Here is a 20,805-nt window from a genome sequence, read left to right as displayed (position 1 = left end):
GTAGTTTTATTATCGGCCAATTAAATGGCTTGTGTAATACAAATTAGCTGGCAAGAATTTTCACAATCCTCATCCAGTCATCACTCATTCTTTGTTTTTCGCGAATAGCCACTTCTATAGGGGTAAAGTTAATTGTGTTTTGAAATATACCAATCATTACATCATGACGGCCTTCAATTAAACTTTCTACAGCGTGATAACCCATACGACTGGCGATAAGCCTGTCTAAACAGGTGGGAGAGCCACCTCTTTGAATATGCCCTAAAATAGTAACCCTGGTATCCAGATTTGGTAAATGACTTTTTAGTATTTCGGCAACACCATTTGCACCGCCAGAGCTATGCCCTTCGGCCACAACCACCAGGTTTACCAGCTTTTTACGTTTCTCTTTTTCAGAAAGTGAGGCAATTACTTCATCCAAAGAAGTTTCATCCTCGGGGATAAGAATATTTTCTGCACCTGTTGCAATACCGCTATGTAAAGCTATATATCCTGCATGGCGCCCCATTACTTCTACAATAAATAAACGGTCATGTGCATCGGCTGTATCTCTGATTCTATCTATACAACTTACCGCTGTATTAACGGCTGTGTCAAAACCAATAGTAAAATCTGTACCGTATAAATCTTTGTCGATGGTAGCTGGTAAGCCTACGCAGGGAATACCAAATTCCTGACTTAATTTATATGCACCTGTAAAGCTACCATTACCTCCAATAACCACTAATCCGTCAATCCCTCTTTTTCTAAGGTTTTCGTATGCTTTTTTACGGCCTTCTTCAGTAAAAAACTCTTTGCTTCTGGCTGTTTTAAGTATTGTTCCACCGCGCTGAATAATATTGGCTACCGAACGGGAATTCATTTGCTCAATTTCATCCTCAATCATACCATTATATCCTCTTGACACACCAAATACATCAATACCATGATATATAGCTGTTCTTACTACTGCACGGATTGCAGCATTCATACCCGGCGAATCTCCACCGGAGGTTAATACTCCGATTTTTGTAACTTTTTTTGACATTGTATCAAAATAAAGATTATTTCATTAAAAAATTTCTACTAAGGCAGGCAAATCGTTCAAAATACCATCTCTCTTCAAAATGAAGTCGCGAAAATAAGGATTTGATTGTAAACTACAAGTATGTTAAATTTTTAGATATGAAATGAGAGTGATTTTTAATGCTTTACAAACAAAAAAATACTCATTTTTATCAAAATTTGAACGCTTTCTGTTCAAATATCGGTGATCTGCCTAAAAAAATAATTTATATATAATGGCAGGTATGGTAATTAAAAGAGTAACCAAAAAAACACCTTTTGCCGTTTTGTCAATACCCTTGTTTACCGTAATTGTAAATACAACTGCATTTATAAAAAGCGAAAAGCTTACGGCCGCAGTAAGTAATGGTTTGCTCTGCCACATTACCTGCAGAAAATAATCGAAAGGGGTTCCACTTGCTTTTAGAAAATAGAAAATTACGATGCCTATTAACGGACAAATCAGTCCAATAATCACTCCCAAAGGGAAACTGTTTTTTTTCAAGACAATTTAGTTAAAGGTGAAATTAATTTTTGCCTTAGCGCATAATTGGTAAGATCAAACTGAACCGGCACCACACTTACATAATTGTGCTTTAATGCCCATTCATCCGTATCTTTTGATGTATCAAAATTTACAAAATCACCGGTTAACCAATAATATTGTTTGCCGTGCGGGTCTTTACGCTCCTCAAATTTTTCTTCATACTTGGCATAAGCCTGTTTACAAACTTTAATGCCCTTTATCAACTCAGCCTTTATTGCGGGAATATTTACATTCAGGCAAAGATGTTTATCGTATTTCTTTTTTAATAAGTGCTCTACCAAAATAGCGGCATATTGCTTGGCCCCGGTAAAATCAGCTTCAATACTATAATCCAGCAAACTAAAACCAATGCTAGGTATACTTTCAATAGCAGCTTCCAATGCCGCACTCATAGTACCGCTATAAATTACGTTGATACTGTGATTGGCACCATGGTTAATGCCACTTAAACAAATGTCCGGCTTACGGTGCAGCACTTTATCTACCGCCAGCTTTACACAATCAACCGGTGTTCCACTGCATTGGTATGCTTCCACCCCATCAAATAAATGCACCGCATGCATACGTAACGGATGACCAATAGTAATAGCATGCCCCATTCCACTTTGAGGTTTATCTGGTGCCACTACCACAATTTTACCTAAGTGTGCTACAGCTTCCACCAAAGCTTTTATGCCAGGGGCGGTAACACCATCATCGTTGGTGATTAAAATTACGGGCTTTTCTTTTTTTGTAGTTTTTTTGGCCATTGATGCAAGATAGCTGATTTTAGATTTTTCAGCGGCGACCTGTAAGAAATCTTTACGAAACTTTCACTCCAAACACCATAGAATTATGCGTCCAGCAAGGCAGCTAATTGCAATAGTTCAGCTTTTTTATATTGCTGGCCGGGGGTATCAAAGCACTGAGATAACTCCTCCAATAACTGTTGTATAATTCTTTTTTTTGAGAGCGGTTTAAAATACCCTGGCATTGGCGTTATAGACACACGCTTTAAATATCCTTCCACATCCTGCCAGGTAAAAGGATTGCCATTAGAGGCATCTACAAAAAAGTCAATACCGGATTGTGCCTGTTCTAATAAAGTTGCATTTTCCACATCAAATTCACTATTAAAATAACCTAGAACAAACTGGCGTGGAATATTAACGGCCCTTACAGGCAAATCCAGCAGTTCTGCCAATATCATATATAAAATACCATTTGAAATTGAGTTGCCCTTTTTACCCTGCACTACTTTATGAATAAAAAAATCATCTGCATTGTTGTAGGCAATTTCGGTGCCTTTTAAATTATAATAATTATACAAAATGCTGTTTAAAACATTGGCTTGTTCTAATGGCGTAAGATAAGTATTCAACTCCAGCCATATATTGCGTTTCATTCTATCTATCTCATAAATTACAGGTGCGGTTTGAAGATCGGGATATTGGTATTTGGCTACCAGTAAAGCCCCAAACAAAAGGTCGTGATAGGCACTATCTCTCCATTGCGTAAAATCCTGTACCAATCCGGTAAAATGTACGCGGTGAATGATCATTTCAATTCTTTCCTGTATTTCATTATCCGGAGTATTTTCCCATAAATTTTCCAGGTTGGGAATAATACCCGATCCATAATGAATAATACGTTCTGAAACAGTGGTAAAAACCTCTTCATCCGGATCATCAATCAGGGTTAGCAATGCTGATATTTCCCGGTTTTCTTCCATAGTAAGTTTGATTTGTAAACTAAAGAAAGTTTTGTAACACTTCCATAAGGAACTTATTAAGGTTTGTGGATTATTTAAAGCCTTTTACAATGCAGCGTTTTACCTATAGCCCAATAGTTATTAGCCAAACTTACCTACTATGTGCAGCATCCGTTGCGTCGCACTCTTGTACTGTAGAAATATATGGCGGCTACGCGTATGTATTTACTGCTGCCATGAAAACAGAACCTTAAACCGAGCGTGGCAAGTGCCGATGCCATAACAACCTACTGCCGGCTACTCAAAAAAAATGCCCGCTTTTCAGCAGGCATAATGAACTATAATATTTATTTTTTTGCAGCTGCTTTTTTGGGCGCCGCTTTTTTTGCAGCGGCCTTTTTAGGTGCAGCTTTTTTAGTAGCTGCTTTTTTTGGGGCCGGTGCTTTTTTGGCTGCTTTTTTTACAAAGGCATCGGGCACCTGAATTTCAATCATTTTCTTTACATCATCCAAAGCAATTACTGCAAGATCATCGGCACTAAACTTGGCATTATCTTCTTTGCGACCTACCACTTTCAGCATTTTCTTGCCAAATTTTATAAACGGACCCCAACGGCCATTTTCAATAGATATTTTTTCTTCGGGCCATTGTTGAATATAGCGGTTGCTCTCTTTTTCCAGTTTGGCCTCAATTAATGCGGCACAATCTTTTTGTGTTAAAATATCAAAATTGTAGGCCCGTGGAATATTGATATACATATCGTTCCACTTTATAAACGGACCAAACCGGCCCTTGCCTTTTGTTACCGGCTTACCTTCGTATACGGCTATTGGAGCATCGGCTGTTTGCTTAAGGCCAATTAATTCAATAGCCCTGTCCATATCTACGGTTAAAGGGTCCTCCCCTTTTGGCAGTGATACAAAATCATCGCCCCATTTTACATAAGGTCCAAACCGGCCCGCATTTACGGATAACTCTTTAGATTGGTATTCGCCCAACTGCAAAGGCAATCTAAATAATTCCATGGCTTCGTCCATGGTAATGGTTTCAATACTTTGAGTAGATTTTAGTTTAGCATATTTTGGCTTCTCTTCATCTGTGCTATTGCCAATTTGCACCATTGGGCCAAAACGCCCCATACGGGCAACAATTTTTTTACCGGTTGCTGCATCTGTACCCAAAACCCTTTCCCCACTTATGCGCTCAGCATGTTCCAGTGTATTATCAACTTCTTTTTTAAAGGGTTTATAAAAGCCATCCACCATTTTTGTCCAGCTGGTTTTACCATTGGCAATTTCGTCAAATTCACCTTCAATTTTAGCGGTGAAACTATAATCCATCACATCCAGAAAGTGCTGGTTTAAAAAATCTGTTACCACCAACCCTAAATCGGTTGGAAACAGTTTAGATTTTTCAGCGCCTGTATTTTCCTGGTGCATTGCTTTTGTAATGTTATTCCCCTGTAAGGTTAATACACGTACATCTCTTTTTATACCTTCTTTATCCCGCTTTTCTACATAGTTGCGTTTTAAAATAGTAGATATGGTTGGTGCATAGGTAGACGGACGACCAATACCCAGTTCTTCCAGTTTTTTAACCAATGATGCTTCGGTAAACCTTGGCGCAGGGCGGCTAAAGCGCTCCATGGCCTTCATTTCCTTAAAGTTTAATTGCTGACCTGCACGCAATGGTGGCAATACGCCTTCAGCACTTTCATCGTCGGCAATTTCTTCTTCATCCTTATCTTCCATGTACACTTTCAAAAACCCGTCGAATTTTAATACTTCACCCTGTGCGGTTAATTCTGCCTTATTGGTAGATACATTTATGCGGGCAGTAGTTTTTTCCAGTTCAGCATCCGCCATTTGCGAAGCCATGGTTCTTTTCCAAATCAAATCATACAGGCGCCTGCCATCCGCATCTTCAATACTTTGATTTTGCATATAGGTAGGCCTGATGGCTTCGTGTGCTTCCTGCGCACTTTCGTTTTTGTTTTTGTATTTTCTTACCTGTATATATTTATTACCAAACTGGCTGGCAATTTGTTCTTTTACGGCTTCGGTAGCGGTATCACTTAAGTTTACGCTATCCGTACGCATATAGGTAATATAACCGCTTTCGTATAATTTCTGCGCCAGCAACATGGTTTTGCTTACGCCATAACCCAGTTTGCGACTGGCTTCCTGTTGCAGGGTAGAAGTAGTAAAAGGCGCTGCCGGAGATTTACGTGCCGGTTTAACCTGCACATCTTTTACGGTATAATTGGCACCAATACAGCTTTTTAGAAACGCTTCTGCATCTGTGGCGGTGTTTTGCCTGGCTGCTTCTGCTTTAAACTGTACCTGTTTACCTTGTATATCAAGCGCCTCAAAAGTGGCTTCAATTTTAAAACTGCTTACAGTTGCAAAACCATTTATTTCCCTTTCGCGTTCAGCAATTAAACGTACAGCCACGCTTTGTACCCTACCGGCACTAAGCGAATTACCCATACTCATTTTGCGCCAAAGTACCGGACTCAACTCAAAACCCACAATACGATCTACCACACGCCTGGCTTGTTGTGCATTTACCAGGTTCATGTTTACCGTACGTGGTTTATTAACAGCAGCCAAAATAGCCGGCTTTGTAATTTCATGAAACACAATACGTTTGGTGGTTTCCGGGTCTAAACCCAGCACTTCGCATAAATGCCAGCTAATAGCTTCCCCTTCACGGTCCTCATCCGTTGCCAGCCAAACCTCCTGTGATGACTTTTTTAGCTGTTTAAGCTCTGTTACCACTTTCTGTTTGTCATCAGGCACTTTATAACGCGGCAAATAATTATTATTCACATCAATACCCATTTCATCCTTCTCCAGGTCGCGGATATGACCATAGCAACTGCGCACGGTAAAATTGCTACCAAGAATTTTTTCAATGGTTTTTGCTTTTGCCGGTGACTCTACTATAAGTAAATTCTTCGCCATTCTGTGTTTTTATAATGTTTTAGCCGGGCTTTAGTATTACTGTGCAACGCCGCTTGCGTCGCACTCTTCAGCTTTCGGAACTATGATGGGCAGGCATACAAATGATGTGAAATTGAGCATAAAAAACAGCATGTGCATCCCCGCTCTAACCATGCAATATTAATCCAATCATTTAAAAATCAAAAAAAACTCGGTTTAGCCCATAATTAATTTTAGAGGAGATTTTTAATAAAGCTATACAATTGGCCCCATGTTTACAGGCTGCCAGCGGGTTGTTTAATGGTATAGCTGCATAGTATTACTGCGGCACAAGAGTGCGACGCAACGGATGCTGCATATAGATTTTTGGCTGGGTACAGTAATTGCATGCACATTTATGGCGCCAATAAAAACTCCATGATGGTATGTTGTACAGTGGCATCTCTGTATATTTTATTGTGGCCAAGTTTGCGGGTGGTAATAAAATTAACATGTGGTAATTGCATATTTTTAACGGCCAATGCATCTTTATAAGGGCAAATTTTATCGTGCTCATCATGTATCCACAAGGTTTTTGCATTGGTTTGCTGAATAGCCCTTGCTGCTGAATACCAGGTTGGTAAATGGCCTCTTTGCTTTTTTACCGTTTCGTCAAATAGCACCCTGAATGAAGGTTTTAGATGAAGCATGATAAAAAAATTATCGATTGCGGTAACAGTTTCTGTGGCAGGTGCAATTAATACAATTTTCTTATTTGTTTGGTTCCATTGCTCTGCCGCAAAGGAAGTGGCTAAACCGGCAACAGAATGAGCAATAATGCCATGGATAGGGCCATAGGTGTTTTCAATTTGTAATATCATATCTGCATACACAACGGCATTTAAAATATTGCCTTCGCTTTGTCCGTGTGCTGGTGCATCAAACGCCAAAATGGTAAAATGATATTGCGCTAGTAGCTGTATATATTTCTCAAACCGGTAGCTGCAGCTATTCATACCATGGCATACCAATATAACTGGTGCATTTGGTGTTGGTGATTGCCATCTAAAACCTTTAATAGTATTGCCTTCAAAAACAAAAGATAGTTTTTCTGCTTTATGAAAAATGGCGGGTCTTTCCAGCTTACGCTGATTGGCAAAGGGTGTAAAAAACAATTGCAATGCAGCTGCGGCAGCCTTTTCGGGAGACAGTTTTTCCAGAAGCTGTAACTTCGTTTTATAATATTTAAGAATAATTCTTGCGGATAGTGTAAGTTCCATATAATTAACTGGTGAATACCAAAGATATGAATGTAGTAATCATTGGATCGGGTAATGTTGCCACCGTATTGGCTAAATTAATAAAACATGCAGGGCATACTATAACCGAAATCATAAGCAGGGATATAACACATGCCAGTACCCTGGCTGGGGAAGTTAATGCCATTGCCAAAAATGATATTACCCAAATAAGCACTGATGCAGATATGTATATAATGGCAGTTGCCGATAGTGCCATAGCTACGATTGCTGAAAAATTGAACATTAATAAGGGAATAGTTGTACATACGTCGGGGGCGGTTCCTATGCAGGTTTTATCTGCATCAGGTAGTGGCTATGGGGTATTGTATCCTTTACAAAGCCTGAGAAAGGAAAATAATTTTATACCAGAAATACCTCTATTAATAGCAGGTAACGATGAGACTGTTGTGGGAACCATCCGCAATTTTGCTAAAAGCTTATCTGCCAATGTATCTGTAGCCGGCAATCAGGAACGACTGCAATTACATATAGCCGCAGTTATAGTATCCAATTTTACCAATCACTTATATACACTTACGGCAGATTACTGTGCGGCTGAAAAAATCAATTTTGGGTTATTGTTACCCCTTATTCAGGAAGTGGCAAACCGGCTTAGCTATAGCCAGCCGGCACAAATGCAAACAGGCCCCGCTATTAGAAATGACAATAGTACTATTGAAAAACACCTGGCAGTATTAGCAACCTACCCTGCTTTAGCCGGCCTGTATGCGCAATTAACAAAGAGTATTCAAACCTATTATGCCAAATAAAAGTGTTAACTGGAAACAAAAATCCCCACCAGTTAACCTGATGGGGACTTGTTATGAGCAAGCAACCAATCGCAAATCAAAATAAATATTATTTTTCCATACAAACAAACGTTAGCTAATATTATTTTCAGAAATTTAGCAACAGTTACTAATATGGTAACCGATAAACTATTCAATTACCCTAGTTTTGCGCCTCAAAGTAAACAGCTATGTATACCATAAAGGTAAATTTTGAACAGAAGGGATTAGCGCCGGTTACATTAACGAACATTGAGCCAGACAATTCAATCTTAGAAGTTTTATTAAAAAACGATATTGAATTACACCATAATTGCGGAGCAGTATGCGCATGCAGTACCTGCCATGTTTATATTCAGGATGGCATGGATTTTTTGGAGGAACTCTCTGACAGGGAAGAGGATTTTATAGACAGGGCGGTAAATCCGCGTATCAACTCCCGCTTAGGCTGCCAGTGTGTATTACAGGATGGAGATGGTGAAATTGCCATTACGGTACCTGATCAATCGCAGTTTTTAGGGGAATAATTTTCCGAATTTTCAAGAATTATATTTCAATAACCGCAAAATCTTAGTAAACCAATCTCAATGGCAACATTTGAACCACCCATTACCTGGAACGACCACGAAGACATAGCCATGAAGCTCTATGAACGCTTTGGAGCCGAATTCAATGAAGGTAAAATCTACCGCATCCGCTTCACCGATCTTTTAGAATGGATTTTAGAAATACCCAATTTTGAAGGCACCCGTGAGCAAAGCACTGAAGGTCATCTGGAAATGATACAAAGTAGCTGGGTTTATGAGTGGAGGGATAACCAGAAATAGTATTTTCTTCCCCACATCCACATTTTGAACATTTAAGCAGCAATCAATGAATGTACTCGAACATTTTAAAACGGTAAATACCTTTGTTTTTGATGTAGACGGTGTACTTACCGATGGTACTTTATTGTTATTGCCCGGTGGTGGCATGTGCCGCCGCATGAATATCAAAGATGGTTATGCGCTTCAACTGGCGGTAAAAAAAGGCTATCATGTAATTGTAATTTCTGGCGGCAACAGCCCCGAAGTACAGGAACGGTTAAACAAACTGGGCATTTCCAGCGTGTTTATGCAGGTAGAAAATAAAAAGCAGCTGTTACTTCAATTAATGCAGGAGCATAACCTGCAAAAAACAGAAATACTCTTTATGGGAGACGACATACCCGACATTGAAGTCATGGGCATTGTTGGTCTTCCCTGCTGCCCGGCAGATGCAGCCATAGAAATAAAACTGATATCCAAATATATTTCCCCAATAAAAGGTGGCGAAGGTTGTGGCCGGGATATAATTGAAAAAGTTTTAAAACTTAGGGGCGACTGGAATACGGATGCCACCATCAAAGCCCAATAAATTTCTGTTTCAAACCCAAAGTTTACCTTTTACTTTGCTTATACAATTGTAATTTTTTTGAAACTTATTACTGCATTTTTTAGACTGGTGCGTTGGCCAAACCTGGTGTTTATAGCACTTACACAAATATTGTTTGTGTATTGTATACTATATCCGGTGTATCAAAGTAGTACAGTAATGCCCAATGTACGGGGCATAAACTTTTTACTTATTGTTATTTCCAGTGTGCTTATTGCAGCTGCCGGCTATATAATAAACGATTATTTCGATTTAAACATAGACCAGGTAAATAAACCCGACAAAATGGTGGTGGCAAAAATCATCCGCCGCCGCTGGACCATTATTTGGCATATTATTTTAAGTGTTTCAGGAATAGCCATGGGTTTTTATGTTGATTATACCAGCCGCATTTGGTTACTGGGCTTTTCCAACACCGCCTGCGTTTTATTATTGTTTATTTATTCTGCTTCCCTTAAAAAGAAACTGCTAATTGGTAATATTACCATATCCATTTTAACGGCCTGGACTATATTGGTTGTGGCCTGGTGCGAGTATAACCACCTGATAAAAACAGATATTGGTTTACGAGCAGATAAAATACTAAGAGAAACCTTTTTATTTGCCGGTTTTGCTTTTATTATTTCGTTAATAAGGGAAGTAATAAAAGATATGGAAGACATAGAAGGCGATAGGAAATATGGCTGCAAAACCATGCCTATAGTATGGGGTATAAATGCTACCAAAATATTTGTAGCGGTATGGATTGTTGTATTGGCCGGTGTACTACTCGTGGTGCAGGTGTATGCATTAAGATTAACCTGGTGGTACAGTGTTAGCTATACCATGCTACTTATATTTATACCCCTAATCTGGATTTTTAATAAACTGCTAAAAGCCAGCACCAGTGCAGATTATCACACTATTAGCACTGCCATAAAACTGGTAATGCTGGCAGGCATTTGCTCGATGATTTTTTTCAGAATATATGCCTAATCTATTTAAGGTTTGTAGCCCGACTGAATATTTCTATGGCAGCACCTCTTGCGTCGCACACTTGTACTGCAAAACAGTTGGCTGCTTATTAAATAGCCCAGATTATTCAACCATATATTAGCACTCACTTAAACTTATTGGTATATTCATAGCAAGCCCCCCATCACTGGTTTCCTTGTATTTACTATTCATATCCAAAGCGGTATCCCACATGGTTTTAATTACCTTATCAAGACTTACTTTAGCATAATCAGGTGCACTTTGCAGCGCCAGTTGAGATGCTGTAATAGCTTTTATAGCCCCCATGGTATTACGTTCTATACAAGGCACCTGCACCAGTCCGCCAATTGGGTCGCAGGTTAAACCCAGGTGATGCTCCATAGCAATTTCTGCGGCCATTAAAGCCTGTCTTTGGGTGCCGCCCATACTTTCTGTAAGTGCTGCGGCAGCCATTGCGCTGGAAACGCCAATTTCTGCCTGGCAACCACCCATGGCTGCAGAAATAGTAGCGCCCTTTTTAAATATGCTTCCTACTTCTGAGGCAGTTAACAGAAACCTTATTATGGCATCTTCATTATTGCCATTACAAAAAGCTATAAAATATAATAATACGGCTGGTATTACTCCAGCAGCCCCATTGGTAGGTGCCGTAACCACACGACCAAAAGCAGCATTTTCTTCATTCACTGCCAGGGCAAAACAACTCACCCAATCCAGAATATAATTAAATTGTTGCCCGCCATTTCTTATCAACTCAATCCATTCATTTACATTATTATAGGCCTTACCATTGGTTAGCTTTTTATTCAAATCAAAAGCCCTGCGGCGAACATGCAAACCACCAGGTAATTCGCCTTTTACATGGCAGCCCCTGTATATACAATCCCTCATAGTTTGCCAAATAGCCAGCACTCCCTGCCGGGTAAAAGCTTCGCTATGCCAGCTTAGTTCATTCTCCATCACTACTTCATGAATAGGCAACCCTGTTTTCATACACCAATGCAACAAATCGTCAGCAGTGTTTATGGGGAAAGGCAAATCAACTGGTTGTTTGCCTCCGGCTAACTCACCCTCTTTCACCACAAATCCACCACCTATGGAATAAAAGGTTTCGCTTATACTCTCGCCGTTATTAAAATCTGCCAGAAAACAAAGTCCATTAGGATGAAATGGCAACGACTCATTAAACAAAAATTGCACATCTTGCAATGGATTAAAAGAAAATGCATGCTGATTGTTTAATAATATAGTTTGGTCTGTGTTAATGGTATTTAATTTGGGCGTAATACTATTTACATCAATAGTTACCGGATCATCCCCGCAAAGCCCCAGTATAACCGCAATATCTGTTCCATGCCCTTTGCCCGTTTTTGCCAATGAGCCATATAGCAATACCTGTACCCTTTGCACTTCTGTTAAGGGCTGGCAATGCTGAATAGTTTGTAAAAAACGTAAAGCAGCCCGCCATGGCCCCAGGGTATGCGAACTGGATGGGCCCACGCCAATTTTAAACATATCAAATACAGAAATAGATTCGTGCGGCATAACAATGATTGTATTACAAATCTATGCTAATGGGTTTACATATGTTTGCCTCTTCCAATCACAAAGCGGAACTATTAAAATGCGATTTTTTTGCGCATTCTAACTGCTAAGGCTGTAGGCTTTATTTACAATGCCCACCAAATAGCAACAACTTGTTTTAGAAATTCAGATTAAAGGGCTTTAACTTTTTTTATGCATTTCTGGCATCATTTTGGGGCAATATGTGCGTTTAACATCTGTTCCTAACATATGCAACGTTTTATCAGCAATTAAGCTCTAGCATATGTTTGGCAGAATGTATTAGTTTCGCCACCCGAAAATGTAAATCATGAAAAAAAGTAAGTTTTTAGTAGTAATGCCCTTTTTATTAGCCCTTTTGGTTACCGGTTGTAAACTTAATGGCGACGAGACTTCAGTTCCATCTGCAGCATTTTTTGTGGTGCATGCATCGCCAAATGCACCTAATGTTGATATTTTGGTGAATGGCGGTGGGCTGGTGCAAAACTTTGCATACACAGCAGATACCGGTTATTTCTTTGTAACACCAGGCACCTATAATTTAAAGGTAAACGCCAATGGCAGCAATAGCAGTTTAATAGATCAAAACCTTACCTTGTCTGCAGGTAAATATTATTCTATTTTCGCTATCGACTCGCTTAGCAAAATAAAAACCGCCATTGTAGAAGATGTTTTATCATCAGTGGGTGCGGATTCTGTTAGGGTTAGATTCCTGCAATTTTGCCCTAATATAAGTGCGTTGGATGCCAGTTTTTACAATGCCAACGATACACTTAATTATACTACCCGGTCGTTTAACGATCAAAACAGCAATGCTACACTGGCCTTATATAAAACCATCAAAGCAGGCACTTATACGCTTGACATAAAAACGCCCCCCGGCAGTGGTACCATTTACAAAAGCTTTGGTGGTATTAACTTATTAAGTGGCAAATCGTACACCATTTATTTAAAAGGTTTTGATGGTGGTACAGGCGCACAGGCTTTAGGCATTGGGCAAGTGGTGAATGTTGAATAATTATCTAAGGCTACCTATAAAAAATGCAGCCGGCTATTATTGCCGGCTGTTTTGTTGTTGGCTGTTTAGCTGCCCAATGGGCCAAGCCCTGAAGTGTGCGACGCAACGGATGCCCAAATAGGCATCCCAAAGCCGGGCTCAAAAAAAATGGGTTTTCTTATAATTAGCTTACTAATGTTAGTAAAAAAGTGAATAGTTTGATAATGTTAACTTAACAAGCAATAGCAGATTGCTTACTTTTGCGCCACAAAAAATTGTAGACAATTATGCAACTTTCTTCATTGCTTGAAAGATTTAGTGAGCCAGAAACGCTCAAAATGGCAAAACTGGGCCGTGAACTACGCGCCAAAGGCATTGATGTAATTGACCTTAGCCTTGGTGAACCAGATTTTGACACGCCACAACACGTTAAAGACGCTGCCATTAAAGCCATTAACGACAACTTTAGTCACTATACCCCCGTTGCGGGTTATGCAGATTTGCGCGAAGCTGTTTGCACCAAATTAAAAAGAGACAATAATTTAGATTATAAGCCAGAAAATATTATTACCTCAACCGGTGCCAAACAAAGCCTTGCCAATACCATTTTTGCCCTGGTAGATGATGGCGAAGAAGTAATTATACCTACCCCTTACTGGGTTACTTATAGCGAGCTGGTAAAAATGGCCCGTGGCAAAGTGGTAGAAATTAGAACTACTGCCGAAGCTGGTTTTAAAGTTACTCCGGCTGAGCTGGAAGCAGCCATTACCAGTAAAACAAAGCTTTTCATGTTTTCATCGCCGTGTAACCCGTCTGGCGCTGTGTATAGTAAAGCAGAATTAACTGCATTGGCCGAGGTTTTTCGTAAATACCCTGATATTTATATTATCTCCGATGAAATTTATGAGTACATCAATTTTGTAGGCACTCACGAAAGCATTGCCCAGTTTGATGACCTAAAAGACCGTATTATTCTGGTAAATGGTTTAAGTAAAGGTTTTGCCATGACCGGCTGGCGCCTGGGTTATATTGCTGCCAGTACTGCTGTTGCAAAAGCCTGCGAAAAATTACAGGGCCAGTTTACCAGCGGTACTTGTTCCATTACCCAAAAAGCAGCTGTAGTTGCTTTAACCGGCGACCTTAAACCTTCTTTTGAAATGACTGAAGAGTTTACCCGCAGAAGGGCCAAAGTAATGGAAATTGTAAAAGATATTCCCGGCTTTAAATGTTTCCCTCCCGAAGGTGCATTTTATATTTTTCCGGATGTTAGCTACTATTATGGTAAAACAGATGGAGAAACCACCATTACCGGTGCTTCAGAATTTTGTATGTACCTGTTAAATACAGCCCACGTATCATCAGTAATGGGCGATGCTTTTGGGGAACCCAATTGTGTTCGTTTTTCTTTTGCCAACAGCATGAACAATATTGAACGTGCCTGGGTAAGAATTATTGATGCACTGGCTAAACTGCACTAAAATCAAAAAGGTTTTATAGAATCAACTCCGGAATTATTTCCGGAGTTTTTTATTTGGATACCGGCTGTAGGTACTTATGGCATCGGCCCTTGCCACGCTCGGTTCATGGTTCCACTTATATGGCAGCAGTAAAACAGCCGGAAATATCATTATAAACCGGCATATTTGCAACACAAATAAATAATAATGGATTACTCAGTTCTAATTATAATAGCCACGGTTTTTGTTTCCAGGTTTATACAAATGGGTGCTTTTAAAACGCTATCGGACGAGGATAAAGTAAAAGTACTTTCGGGCAGTGTTATGAAATTATCTAAAATAATGCTTATCACCACCATCGTAATGATAGCTGTATTTTACTTTACCATCAGTGCATTTCCTACCCAGTTTAAACCCATAAGTATTAGCTTTTTGGGAGCCATATTATTTCAGCGCATACTGGCGTATTTTTTAACCAGAAAAAATATGGTGGAAAATGGTGTTTCCAAGGTGTACATTTCAAAACATTTTTATGCCTGGTTTGTAACCACGGCAGGCGTTGTAGTGTTTGTTTATGCCATGATCAGCAATTTGTTTTAACAGGTAATCTGCCCGCTATTTTCCTTCTTTTAATATTCCTTTACGCGAAAAGAGCGTGTTGGAAAATGTATAATGCACCACATAATTTACAGCGGTAGAATCTGCATTAAAAGTAATATCCAACTGATACAGATAATTCAACTTTTTCTGCTCCCAATGGCTGTAAATATTACCATTGCTAATTTTTTCCTTTAATGGCTTACCGGCATATTGGTAGTATTCATCCATTTGTTTACCGGCCACCATCGAATTCCATTTATAGGGTACAGAAAAAGTGGCAGCATTTGGTATTACAAAAAAGTAAATAAAGCTATACAAGGCTGCCAGCAAAAAGCAAACTACAATTAGTGGCCAGGTTAATTTTTTCATGTTTATATTTTTTCGAAACCATAATCTCTTTGTACCAAACAAATTCTGGTTTTATAATGCGTATACCATTGTTCGCGGCCCATTTGTTGCGCCAGTAAATGTTCTGTTTGTTGTTTCCAGTTTTTAATTGCTTCCAGGCTTTGCCAGTAAGATACTGTAATGCCAATCGATTCTCTGGCAGATTCGTGGCCCAGGTAGCCGGGCTGCTGTTCGGCTAGCTCTACCATCCGCATAGCTGTTTGGTGATAATCTGCAGCTATATCTGTTCTTAATGAGGTAAATATAACCGCATAATAGGGTGGCTGTGGTGTGGCAGCAATCATATTGTTTCCAGTTTATGTTTTGTAAATGCAGTATCACCGGCCGTACCGGTATTTAGCGTTTGTGCCGGCTCAAATAAAAGAACAGATACCTCCTCATCGCCGGCATTGGGGCGGTGCTCCACTCCTCTTGGCACTATGCAAAAATCACCTTCATTTAAAGTGATAATCTTATCCCTTAATTCCATAACAAACCGGCCTTTTATTACCAGGAACAATTCATCCTCCTGCTCGTGGTGGTGCCAAACAAAGGGGCCTTTAAATTTTACCAGTTTTACCTGCTGCCCGTTTAATTCACCCACAATTCTTGGGTTCCAGTAATCCTGAAACATAGCCAGCTTTTCAGCAATATTTACTTTTTCCATAGTTTAACTATTGCGGTTTTAAAATATTCTTTTTATTGCTCCTACCGGTGCTGAAAGTACAAGTGTGCGACGCAACCGGGCTAAATAGCAATTAAACTGCCTGGCCCAATAACTGCATTTAATCATTACCTGTTTAGGTGCTTTACGTAAAACATATTGTCTACTGCCATTACCGGAAAATGTACAGGCAACATTGTTTTATCAATTAGTTCAAACCCATTTTTTACATAAAACTTTCGGGCAGCAATGAGTTTTTCAACTGTACCCAACATGATGCTGTTAAAAGAATGATCAATAGCAAAAGTTTCCAGTTGCTGGTAAAGCAATAGTGCGGTGTTAAATGTACTTCCCCTGTAAGCCTTATGCACAAACATTTTGCGTAAGGTGGCAAGGCCTTGTCCGGCATCCAGCAAGGCAATACTGCCAACAACCTGTTCATTATGAATGGCTACCCAAAAATTCCCATTGCCCTTTCTGTAAAAGACATCTACCATCAGCAAATCCGGCTGGTCTTGCAGGGTAATAGGAATATTAAATTCATTTTGTTGAGTACCCAGTACCAGTTCTATTACTTGTTGCTGGTGAATTTGTGCATAAGGTATTATGGTAACAGCATTAAACATGTAACTAAGTATTTTTCAGCGATAAAAAATGCTGATGCAAATGCAGCACCTGTGGTATTAGCAATTGCTGCTCATCGTTTACTATTACAAAATCGCACAGTTTCATTTTCATATTTTCATCAATTTGTTTATGCATGCGTGCCAGCACTTCTTCGCGTGTAACCTGATCGCGTTGCATAACGCGGTGAATGCGCAAATGCTCAGGCGTATAAACGCCTATAATATAATCGATGCCCATTGCAGAGCCTGACTCAAAAAATAAAGCAGCTTCTTTTATACTATAGGGTGTGGTTTGCTGTTGGGCCCAGCTATTGGCCCATGCTATGGTGGCGGGATGCACCAATGCATTTAATTGTTCCAACTTAAGTGCATCGTTAAAAACAATATTGGCCAGGTATTTACGCTGCAATACGCCGTTTTGATAACTTTCTTCACCAAAAAGAGCCATAATTTTTTGCTTAAGACCTTCATCCTTATTCATGATGGTTTTAGCAGCGGCATCAGCATCAAACACAGGAATACCCAGTACCATAAAAATACGGGCAACCGTACTTTTACCACTACCAATACCACCTGTTAATCCAATTTTCAACGACATGTAAACAATAATTCTTTGCTATCAATAATGATTGAAATTAGTTTAAAAACAGTAATCTGTTTTACCAATCATATAAAACAGTTTAATTACTATCTTACAAGCCAATTTAAATTGCCATGAGAAAATATTATGTAGGCTTGTGTTTTATTCTGTTACTACCATTTTTTGTTGTTGCCCAAAAACCCCAATCTTTTACCGTTGCCAAATCACCTGCAGATGCTGGTTTTTCCGCCGAGCGGCTTACAACTCTGGATGCAATGATGGAAGCATTTATTACCGAGGGAATTGCGCCAAATGCAGTGACCTTTGTAGCCCATAATGGCAAAGTGGTGTATAATAAAGCCTATGGCTATAGTAATCTGGAGAAAAAAACGCCTGTAAAAAAGGATAATATTTACCGAATTGCATCCCAAACAAAACTGGTGGCAACAGTTGGTTTACTTACCTTATTTGAGCAAGGTAAATTTGTGTTGGACGATCCTATCTCAAAGTATATACCTGCGTTTAAAAACCCAAAAGTGTTGGTTAATTATAACGAAGCTACCGGCAATTATGAAACCCGGCCCGCCAAAAGCGAAATTACCATACGTGAATTATTAAGCCATACCGCAGGCATTCCCTATGAACACCCATTAGAGAATTTGCCCGAATTTAAAGTACCCTATTTCAATTCTACACAACCAGATATTTTGGCTGATGTAGTTAATAGGATTGCTGCAAGGCCTTTAATAAGCGACCCCGGAGAAAAATTTGTATATGGACTTAACATAGATGTTATTGGCTATCTGATAGAAGTTCTAAGCGGTAAAAAGCTGGATGTATTTTTGAAGGAAACCATCCTGGACCCATTAGGCATGAAAGATACCTATTTCTATTTGCCCGATGCCAAAGCCAGCCGGTTGGTAGAATTGTATTCAAAACCTTCAGCAGATGCCCCGCTAACTATTTGCGCCAATAACGACTATCGTTTTTTTGCCACTACCGGTGCAAAAACTTATTTTTCTGCTGGTGCGGGAATGGTAAGTACCATTGAAGATTATGCAAAACTTTGCCAGATGATTTTAAATGGCGGCAGTTTTAACAACAAACAAATACTCGGCCGCAAAACCGTAGAAATGATGGGCAAAAACCAGATTGGCGAAAATGAGGTTTGGGAGCGGCAGGATAAGTTTGGCCTTGGCTTACAAATATTTACCAACGAATCGCACCACGGCGATAATGCCAGTACGGGTTCTTTATCCTGGGGTGGCATGTATTGCTCAGAATATACCATTGACCCCAAAGAAAACCTGATACTGCTGGTATTTACCAACGTTCATCCCTATGCGCATTATAATGAGTTTGTGCGTAAATTCAGGATGGGTGTATACCAGGCTTTACAATAAATGACAATTTTATGTACCCAACATCAGATTATAAATTTGGCATCCTTGCGTCGCACACTTGTACACCAACAAAATGGCAACAGGCTTTTAGGGTATAGCAAATTACAGGGCTAAAAAATAATCTGCCAGTGCAGTAAATGAACTGAAACGGGCAACATAATCTGTAGAGCTACCAAATCCATAATCAACAAACACAAAAGGAACTTTGGCCAAGCGGCTTTGTACGGCATCGCCATTGGTATCGCCTATATATACGGGTGATTGAAAGGTATACTTTTCTATCAGCAGTTGTATATTTTCACATTTAGGTTTGCCTGTTTGACCATGAGCAACGGTATCCGTTATCAGCCCGCCAATATTTGCCCATTGAATAAAATAGTGTATGGTATGTGCCGGGCAATTGCTAACGATAAACAATTTATATTTTTTGCTTAATGCCTGTAGCCCTTCTATTACACCATTATACAAAGTACCACCAACAGCCGCAATTAATTGGTATTGGATAACTACCACTTCCTTGTATATAGCTATACGTTCTTCAATAGAATTGGCAGGTAAAACCTTTTCCAAATAGGCAGCCGCTTCTAACCCCATATAACCCTGAATATCTGCCTTACTGATATGACGTGTAATTCCATGCTGCTTAAAATATTCATTCCACGATTGGGCATAGGTTTCTACTGCGTCCCATAAAGTACCATCCATATCAAAAATAAGAGCGTCAACTGGCGGTTTGATAAGCATGCGTTGTATTATTTATTTAAAGATAAACAGCATTAGCTATTCACCATAATAGCCTTGCAAAAAACAATTTATATCAGAATGCCAAAGTTCTTTTTGGTCATCAGTATATTTGTCGCCATTAACCGATAATACAATCATTTATGGCTTCTATATTAATGCGGCAGTTAGAGGAAACAATAAGTTTTATTCGTACAGAGTATAGTGCCACACCCAAGGTGGGTATTATTTTGGGCAGTGGTTTGGGTAATTTGGTACAGGAAATAGAGATTGAAAAAGAAATCAGCTATAGCCGTATTCCCAATTTTCCGGTAAGTACTGTAGAAGGCCATAGTGGCAAACTGATATTTGGCCGTCTTAGCGGGCAGCAGGTAGTGGTTATGGCAGGCCGCTTTCATTTTTATGAAGGCTATACCCCACAGCAGGTGGCTTTTCCGGTAAGGGTAATGAAAATGCTGGGTGTAGCCACCTTATTATTATCAAATGCTGCAGGCGGGGTACACCCCGATTTTGGAATAGGAGACCTGATGATTATTAAAGATCATATCAGCCTGTTTACCATTAATCCATTATTAGGCGCCAATGAAGATGAATTAGGCCCACGTTTTCCGGATATGAGTGAACCTTATGCCAAAGCCCTGATTGCCAAGGCTAAAATTATTGGAGAAAAACTGGGTTATCATTTAAAAGAAGGCGTTTACACCGGTGTTACAGGCCCAACTTTTGAAACCCATGCCGAATACAGGCTGATAAAAGCGGTTGGTGGTGATGCGGTTGGTATGAGCACCGTACAGGAAGTAATTGCTGCCAGACATGCCGGAATAACCGTATTTGCCATAAGTGTTATTACAGATTTAGGCATTAGGGACGAGGAAAACACCATTACACATGAAGAAGTGCTGGCCGCAGCCAAAGATGCAGAACCCAAGCTAACCATGTTGTTTAAAGAAATGGTGGCGGTAATATAAAATGTAGGGAAGCCCATTTGTATTATTTGCTGCTTACTGCTGAATAGTATTACCTTAAGTACAAGTGTGCGACGCAAGTAATGCTGCATTTTACGTGTAAGCCGGGCTAATAATATTGCTTTAGCTGCCAACAAAAA

23 protein-coding genes are annotated in these 20,805 nt (G+C 39.6%); 10 read left to right on the top strand and 13 right to left on the bottom strand.

Translation table 11 applies throughout. From position 1 onward, the window contains the following. Positions 1 to 43: 43 nt before the first annotated feature. From pfkA to GD597_RS05990, 6 genes are all read right to left on the bottom strand, one after another. The gene (pfkA, locus tag GD597_RS06015; protein WP_171606929.1) at positions 44 to 1,027 is read right to left on the bottom strand and encodes a 6-phosphofructokinase; all 984 of its coding nucleotides are present in this window, start codon (positions 1,025 to 1,027) and stop codon (positions 44 to 46) included. Positions 1,028 to 1,258: 231 nt separating this feature from the next. Further along, on the bottom strand, positions 1,259 to 1,549 hold the full coding sequence (locus tag GD597_RS06010) for a hypothetical protein (protein WP_171606928.1): 291 nt from the start codon (positions 1,547 to 1,549) through the stop codon (positions 1,259 to 1,261). Further along, positions 1,546 to 2,340: a 5'/3'-nucleotidase SurE gene (gene surE / locus GD597_RS06005; protein WP_171606927.1), complete on the bottom strand. Its 795-nt coding sequence runs from the start codon at positions 2,338 to 2,340 to the stop codon at positions 1,546 to 1,548. Before surE ends, GD597_RS06010 begins: the two co-directional genes overlap by 4 nt. Before the next feature lie 83 nt (positions 2,341 to 2,423). Continuing rightward, on the bottom strand, positions 2,424 to 3,302 hold the full coding sequence (locus GD597_RS06000; RefSeq protein ID WP_171606926.1) for a transglutaminase-like domain-containing protein: 879 nt from the start codon (positions 3,300 to 3,302) through the stop codon (positions 2,424 to 2,426). Positions 3,303 to 3,628: 326 nt separating this feature from the next. After that, positions 3,629 to 6,247, bottom strand: coding sequence for a type I DNA topoisomerase (gene topA / locus GD597_RS05995; protein ID WP_171606925.1), 2,619 nt, complete (start codon positions 6,245 to 6,247; stop codon positions 3,629 to 3,631). A 374-nt stretch (positions 6,248 to 6,621) separates the two neighbouring features. After that, positions 6,622 to 7,485 (bottom strand): alpha/beta hydrolase, encoded by an 864-nt coding sequence (locus tag GD597_RS05990; protein ID WP_171606924.1) that lies wholly within the window; start codon positions 7,483 to 7,485, stop codon positions 6,622 to 6,624. A gap of 11 nt (positions 7,486 to 7,496) precedes the next feature. Between GD597_RS05990 and GD597_RS05985 the strand changes: the two genes are divergently transcribed. The 5 genes from GD597_RS05985 (at position 7,497) to GD597_RS05965 (ending at position 10,682) form a co-directional block, all read left to right on the top strand. Then, the gene (locus GD597_RS05985; RefSeq protein WP_394353234.1) at positions 7,497 to 8,276 is read left to right on the top strand and encodes a Rossmann-like and DUF2520 domain-containing protein; all 780 of its coding nucleotides are present in this window, start codon (positions 7,497 to 7,499) and stop codon (positions 8,274 to 8,276) included. Positions 8,277 to 8,485: 209 nt separating this feature from the next. Further along, a complete protein-coding gene (locus GD597_RS05980) occupies positions 8,486 to 8,821 on the top strand; it encodes a 2Fe-2S iron-sulfur cluster-binding protein (RefSeq protein WP_171606922.1) in 336 nt (111 codons plus the stop codon). Positions 8,822 to 8,881: 60 nt separating this feature from the next. Further along, a complete protein-coding gene (iscX, locus tag GD597_RS05975) occupies positions 8,882 to 9,121 on the top strand; it encodes a Fe-S cluster assembly protein IscX (RefSeq protein ID WP_171606921.1) in 240 nt (79 codons plus the stop codon). Positions 9,122 to 9,167: 46 nt separating this feature from the next. Then, positions 9,168 to 9,689 carry a KdsC family phosphatase gene (locus GD597_RS05970; protein ID WP_171606920.1) on the top strand — a complete coding sequence of 174 codons (522 nt, stop codon included), beginning with the start codon at positions 9,168 to 9,170 and terminating at the stop codon, positions 9,687 to 9,689. Between the two features lie 57 nt (positions 9,690 to 9,746). Next, a complete protein-coding gene (locus GD597_RS05965) occupies positions 9,747 to 10,682 on the top strand; it encodes a geranylgeranylglycerol-phosphate geranylgeranyltransferase (RefSeq protein ID WP_171606919.1) in 936 nt (311 codons plus the stop codon). Between the two features lie 117 nt (positions 10,683 to 10,799). Here the strand turns inward: GD597_RS05965 and GD597_RS05960 are convergent, their stop codons facing one another. After that, positions 10,800 to 12,227, bottom strand: coding sequence for an L-serine ammonia-lyase (locus GD597_RS05960; RefSeq protein ID WP_171606918.1), 1,428 nt, complete (start codon positions 12,225 to 12,227; stop codon positions 10,800 to 10,802). 328 nt (positions 12,228 to 12,555) lie between these two features. On the opposite strand from GD597_RS05960, the gene GD597_RS05955 reads away from it, so the two are divergent. The 3 genes from GD597_RS05955 (at position 12,556) to GD597_RS05945 (ending at position 15,299) form a co-directional block, all read left to right on the top strand. Continuing rightward, a complete protein-coding gene (locus GD597_RS05955) occupies positions 12,556 to 13,263 on the top strand; it encodes a DUF4397 domain-containing protein (protein WP_171606917.1) in 708 nt (235 codons plus the stop codon). Positions 13,264 to 13,529: 266 nt separating this feature from the next. Continuing rightward, on the top strand, positions 13,530 to 14,720 hold the full coding sequence (locus tag GD597_RS05950) for a pyridoxal phosphate-dependent aminotransferase (RefSeq protein ID WP_171606916.1): 1,191 nt from the start codon (positions 13,530 to 13,532) through the stop codon (positions 14,718 to 14,720). A 186-nt stretch (positions 14,721 to 14,906) separates the two neighbouring features. Continuing rightward, positions 14,907 to 15,299 (top strand): hypothetical protein, encoded by a 393-nt coding sequence (locus GD597_RS05945; protein ID WP_171606915.1) that lies wholly within the window; start codon positions 14,907 to 14,909, stop codon positions 15,297 to 15,299. A 15-nt stretch (positions 15,300 to 15,314) separates the two neighbouring features. Here the strand turns inward: GD597_RS05945 and GD597_RS05940 are convergent, their stop codons facing one another. The 5 genes from GD597_RS05940 to coaE all read right to left on the bottom strand — a co-directional run bounded on the left by GD597_RS05940 (position 15,315) and on the right by coaE (position 17,574). Beyond that, entirely contained in the window at positions 15,315 to 15,668 is a 354-nt protein-coding gene (locus GD597_RS05940; RefSeq protein ID WP_171606914.1) for a hypothetical protein, read from the bottom strand. Positions 15,669 to 15,670: 2 nt separating this feature from the next. Beyond that, a complete protein-coding gene (locus GD597_RS05935; protein WP_171606913.1) occupies positions 15,671 to 15,991 on the bottom strand; it encodes an antibiotic biosynthesis monooxygenase family protein in 321 nt (106 codons plus the stop codon). Next, on the bottom strand, positions 15,988 to 16,353 hold the full coding sequence (locus GD597_RS05930; RefSeq protein WP_171606912.1) for a cupin domain-containing protein: 366 nt from the start codon (positions 16,351 to 16,353) through the stop codon (positions 15,988 to 15,990). The genes GD597_RS05935 and GD597_RS05930 overlap by 4 nt, the downstream gene beginning before the upstream one ends. Before the next feature lie 125 nt (positions 16,354 to 16,478). Further along, a complete protein-coding gene (locus GD597_RS05925) occupies positions 16,479 to 16,976 on the bottom strand; it encodes a GNAT family N-acetyltransferase (protein WP_171606911.1) in 498 nt (165 codons plus the stop codon). Between the two features lie 4 nt (positions 16,977 to 16,980). Next, positions 16,981 to 17,574 (bottom strand): dephospho-CoA kinase, encoded by a 594-nt coding sequence (gene coaE / locus GD597_RS05920; RefSeq protein WP_171606910.1) that lies wholly within the window; start codon positions 17,572 to 17,574, stop codon positions 16,981 to 16,983. A gap of 116 nt (positions 17,575 to 17,690) precedes the next feature. On the opposite strand from coaE, the gene GD597_RS05915 reads away from it, so the two are divergent. Next, on the top strand, positions 17,691 to 18,959 hold the full coding sequence (locus tag GD597_RS05915) for a serine hydrolase domain-containing protein (RefSeq protein WP_171606909.1): 1,269 nt from the start codon (positions 17,691 to 17,693) through the stop codon (positions 18,957 to 18,959). Between the two features lie 102 nt (positions 18,960 to 19,061). Here the strand turns inward: GD597_RS05915 and GD597_RS05910 are convergent, their stop codons facing one another. Beyond that, a complete protein-coding gene (locus GD597_RS05910) occupies positions 19,062 to 19,703 on the bottom strand; it encodes an HAD family hydrolase (RefSeq protein ID WP_171606908.1) in 642 nt (213 codons plus the stop codon). A gap of 140 nt (positions 19,704 to 19,843) precedes the next feature. Between GD597_RS05910 and GD597_RS05905 the strand changes: the two genes are divergently transcribed. Further along, positions 19,844 to 20,668 carry a purine-nucleoside phosphorylase gene (locus tag GD597_RS05905; protein ID WP_171606907.1) on the top strand — a complete coding sequence of 275 codons (825 nt, stop codon included), beginning with the start codon at positions 19,844 to 19,846 and terminating at the stop codon, positions 20,666 to 20,668. Positions 20,669 to 20,805 lie beyond the last annotated feature (137 nt).

The sequence above is a fragment of the Limnovirga soli genome (assembly GCF_013106755.1).
Classification (GTDB): domain Bacteria; phylum Bacteroidota; class Bacteroidia; order Chitinophagales; family Chitinophagaceae; genus Limnovirga; species Limnovirga soli.
Note: the sequence above shows the minus strand (reverse complement) of the source record. Positions and strands in the feature narration are given on the sequence as shown.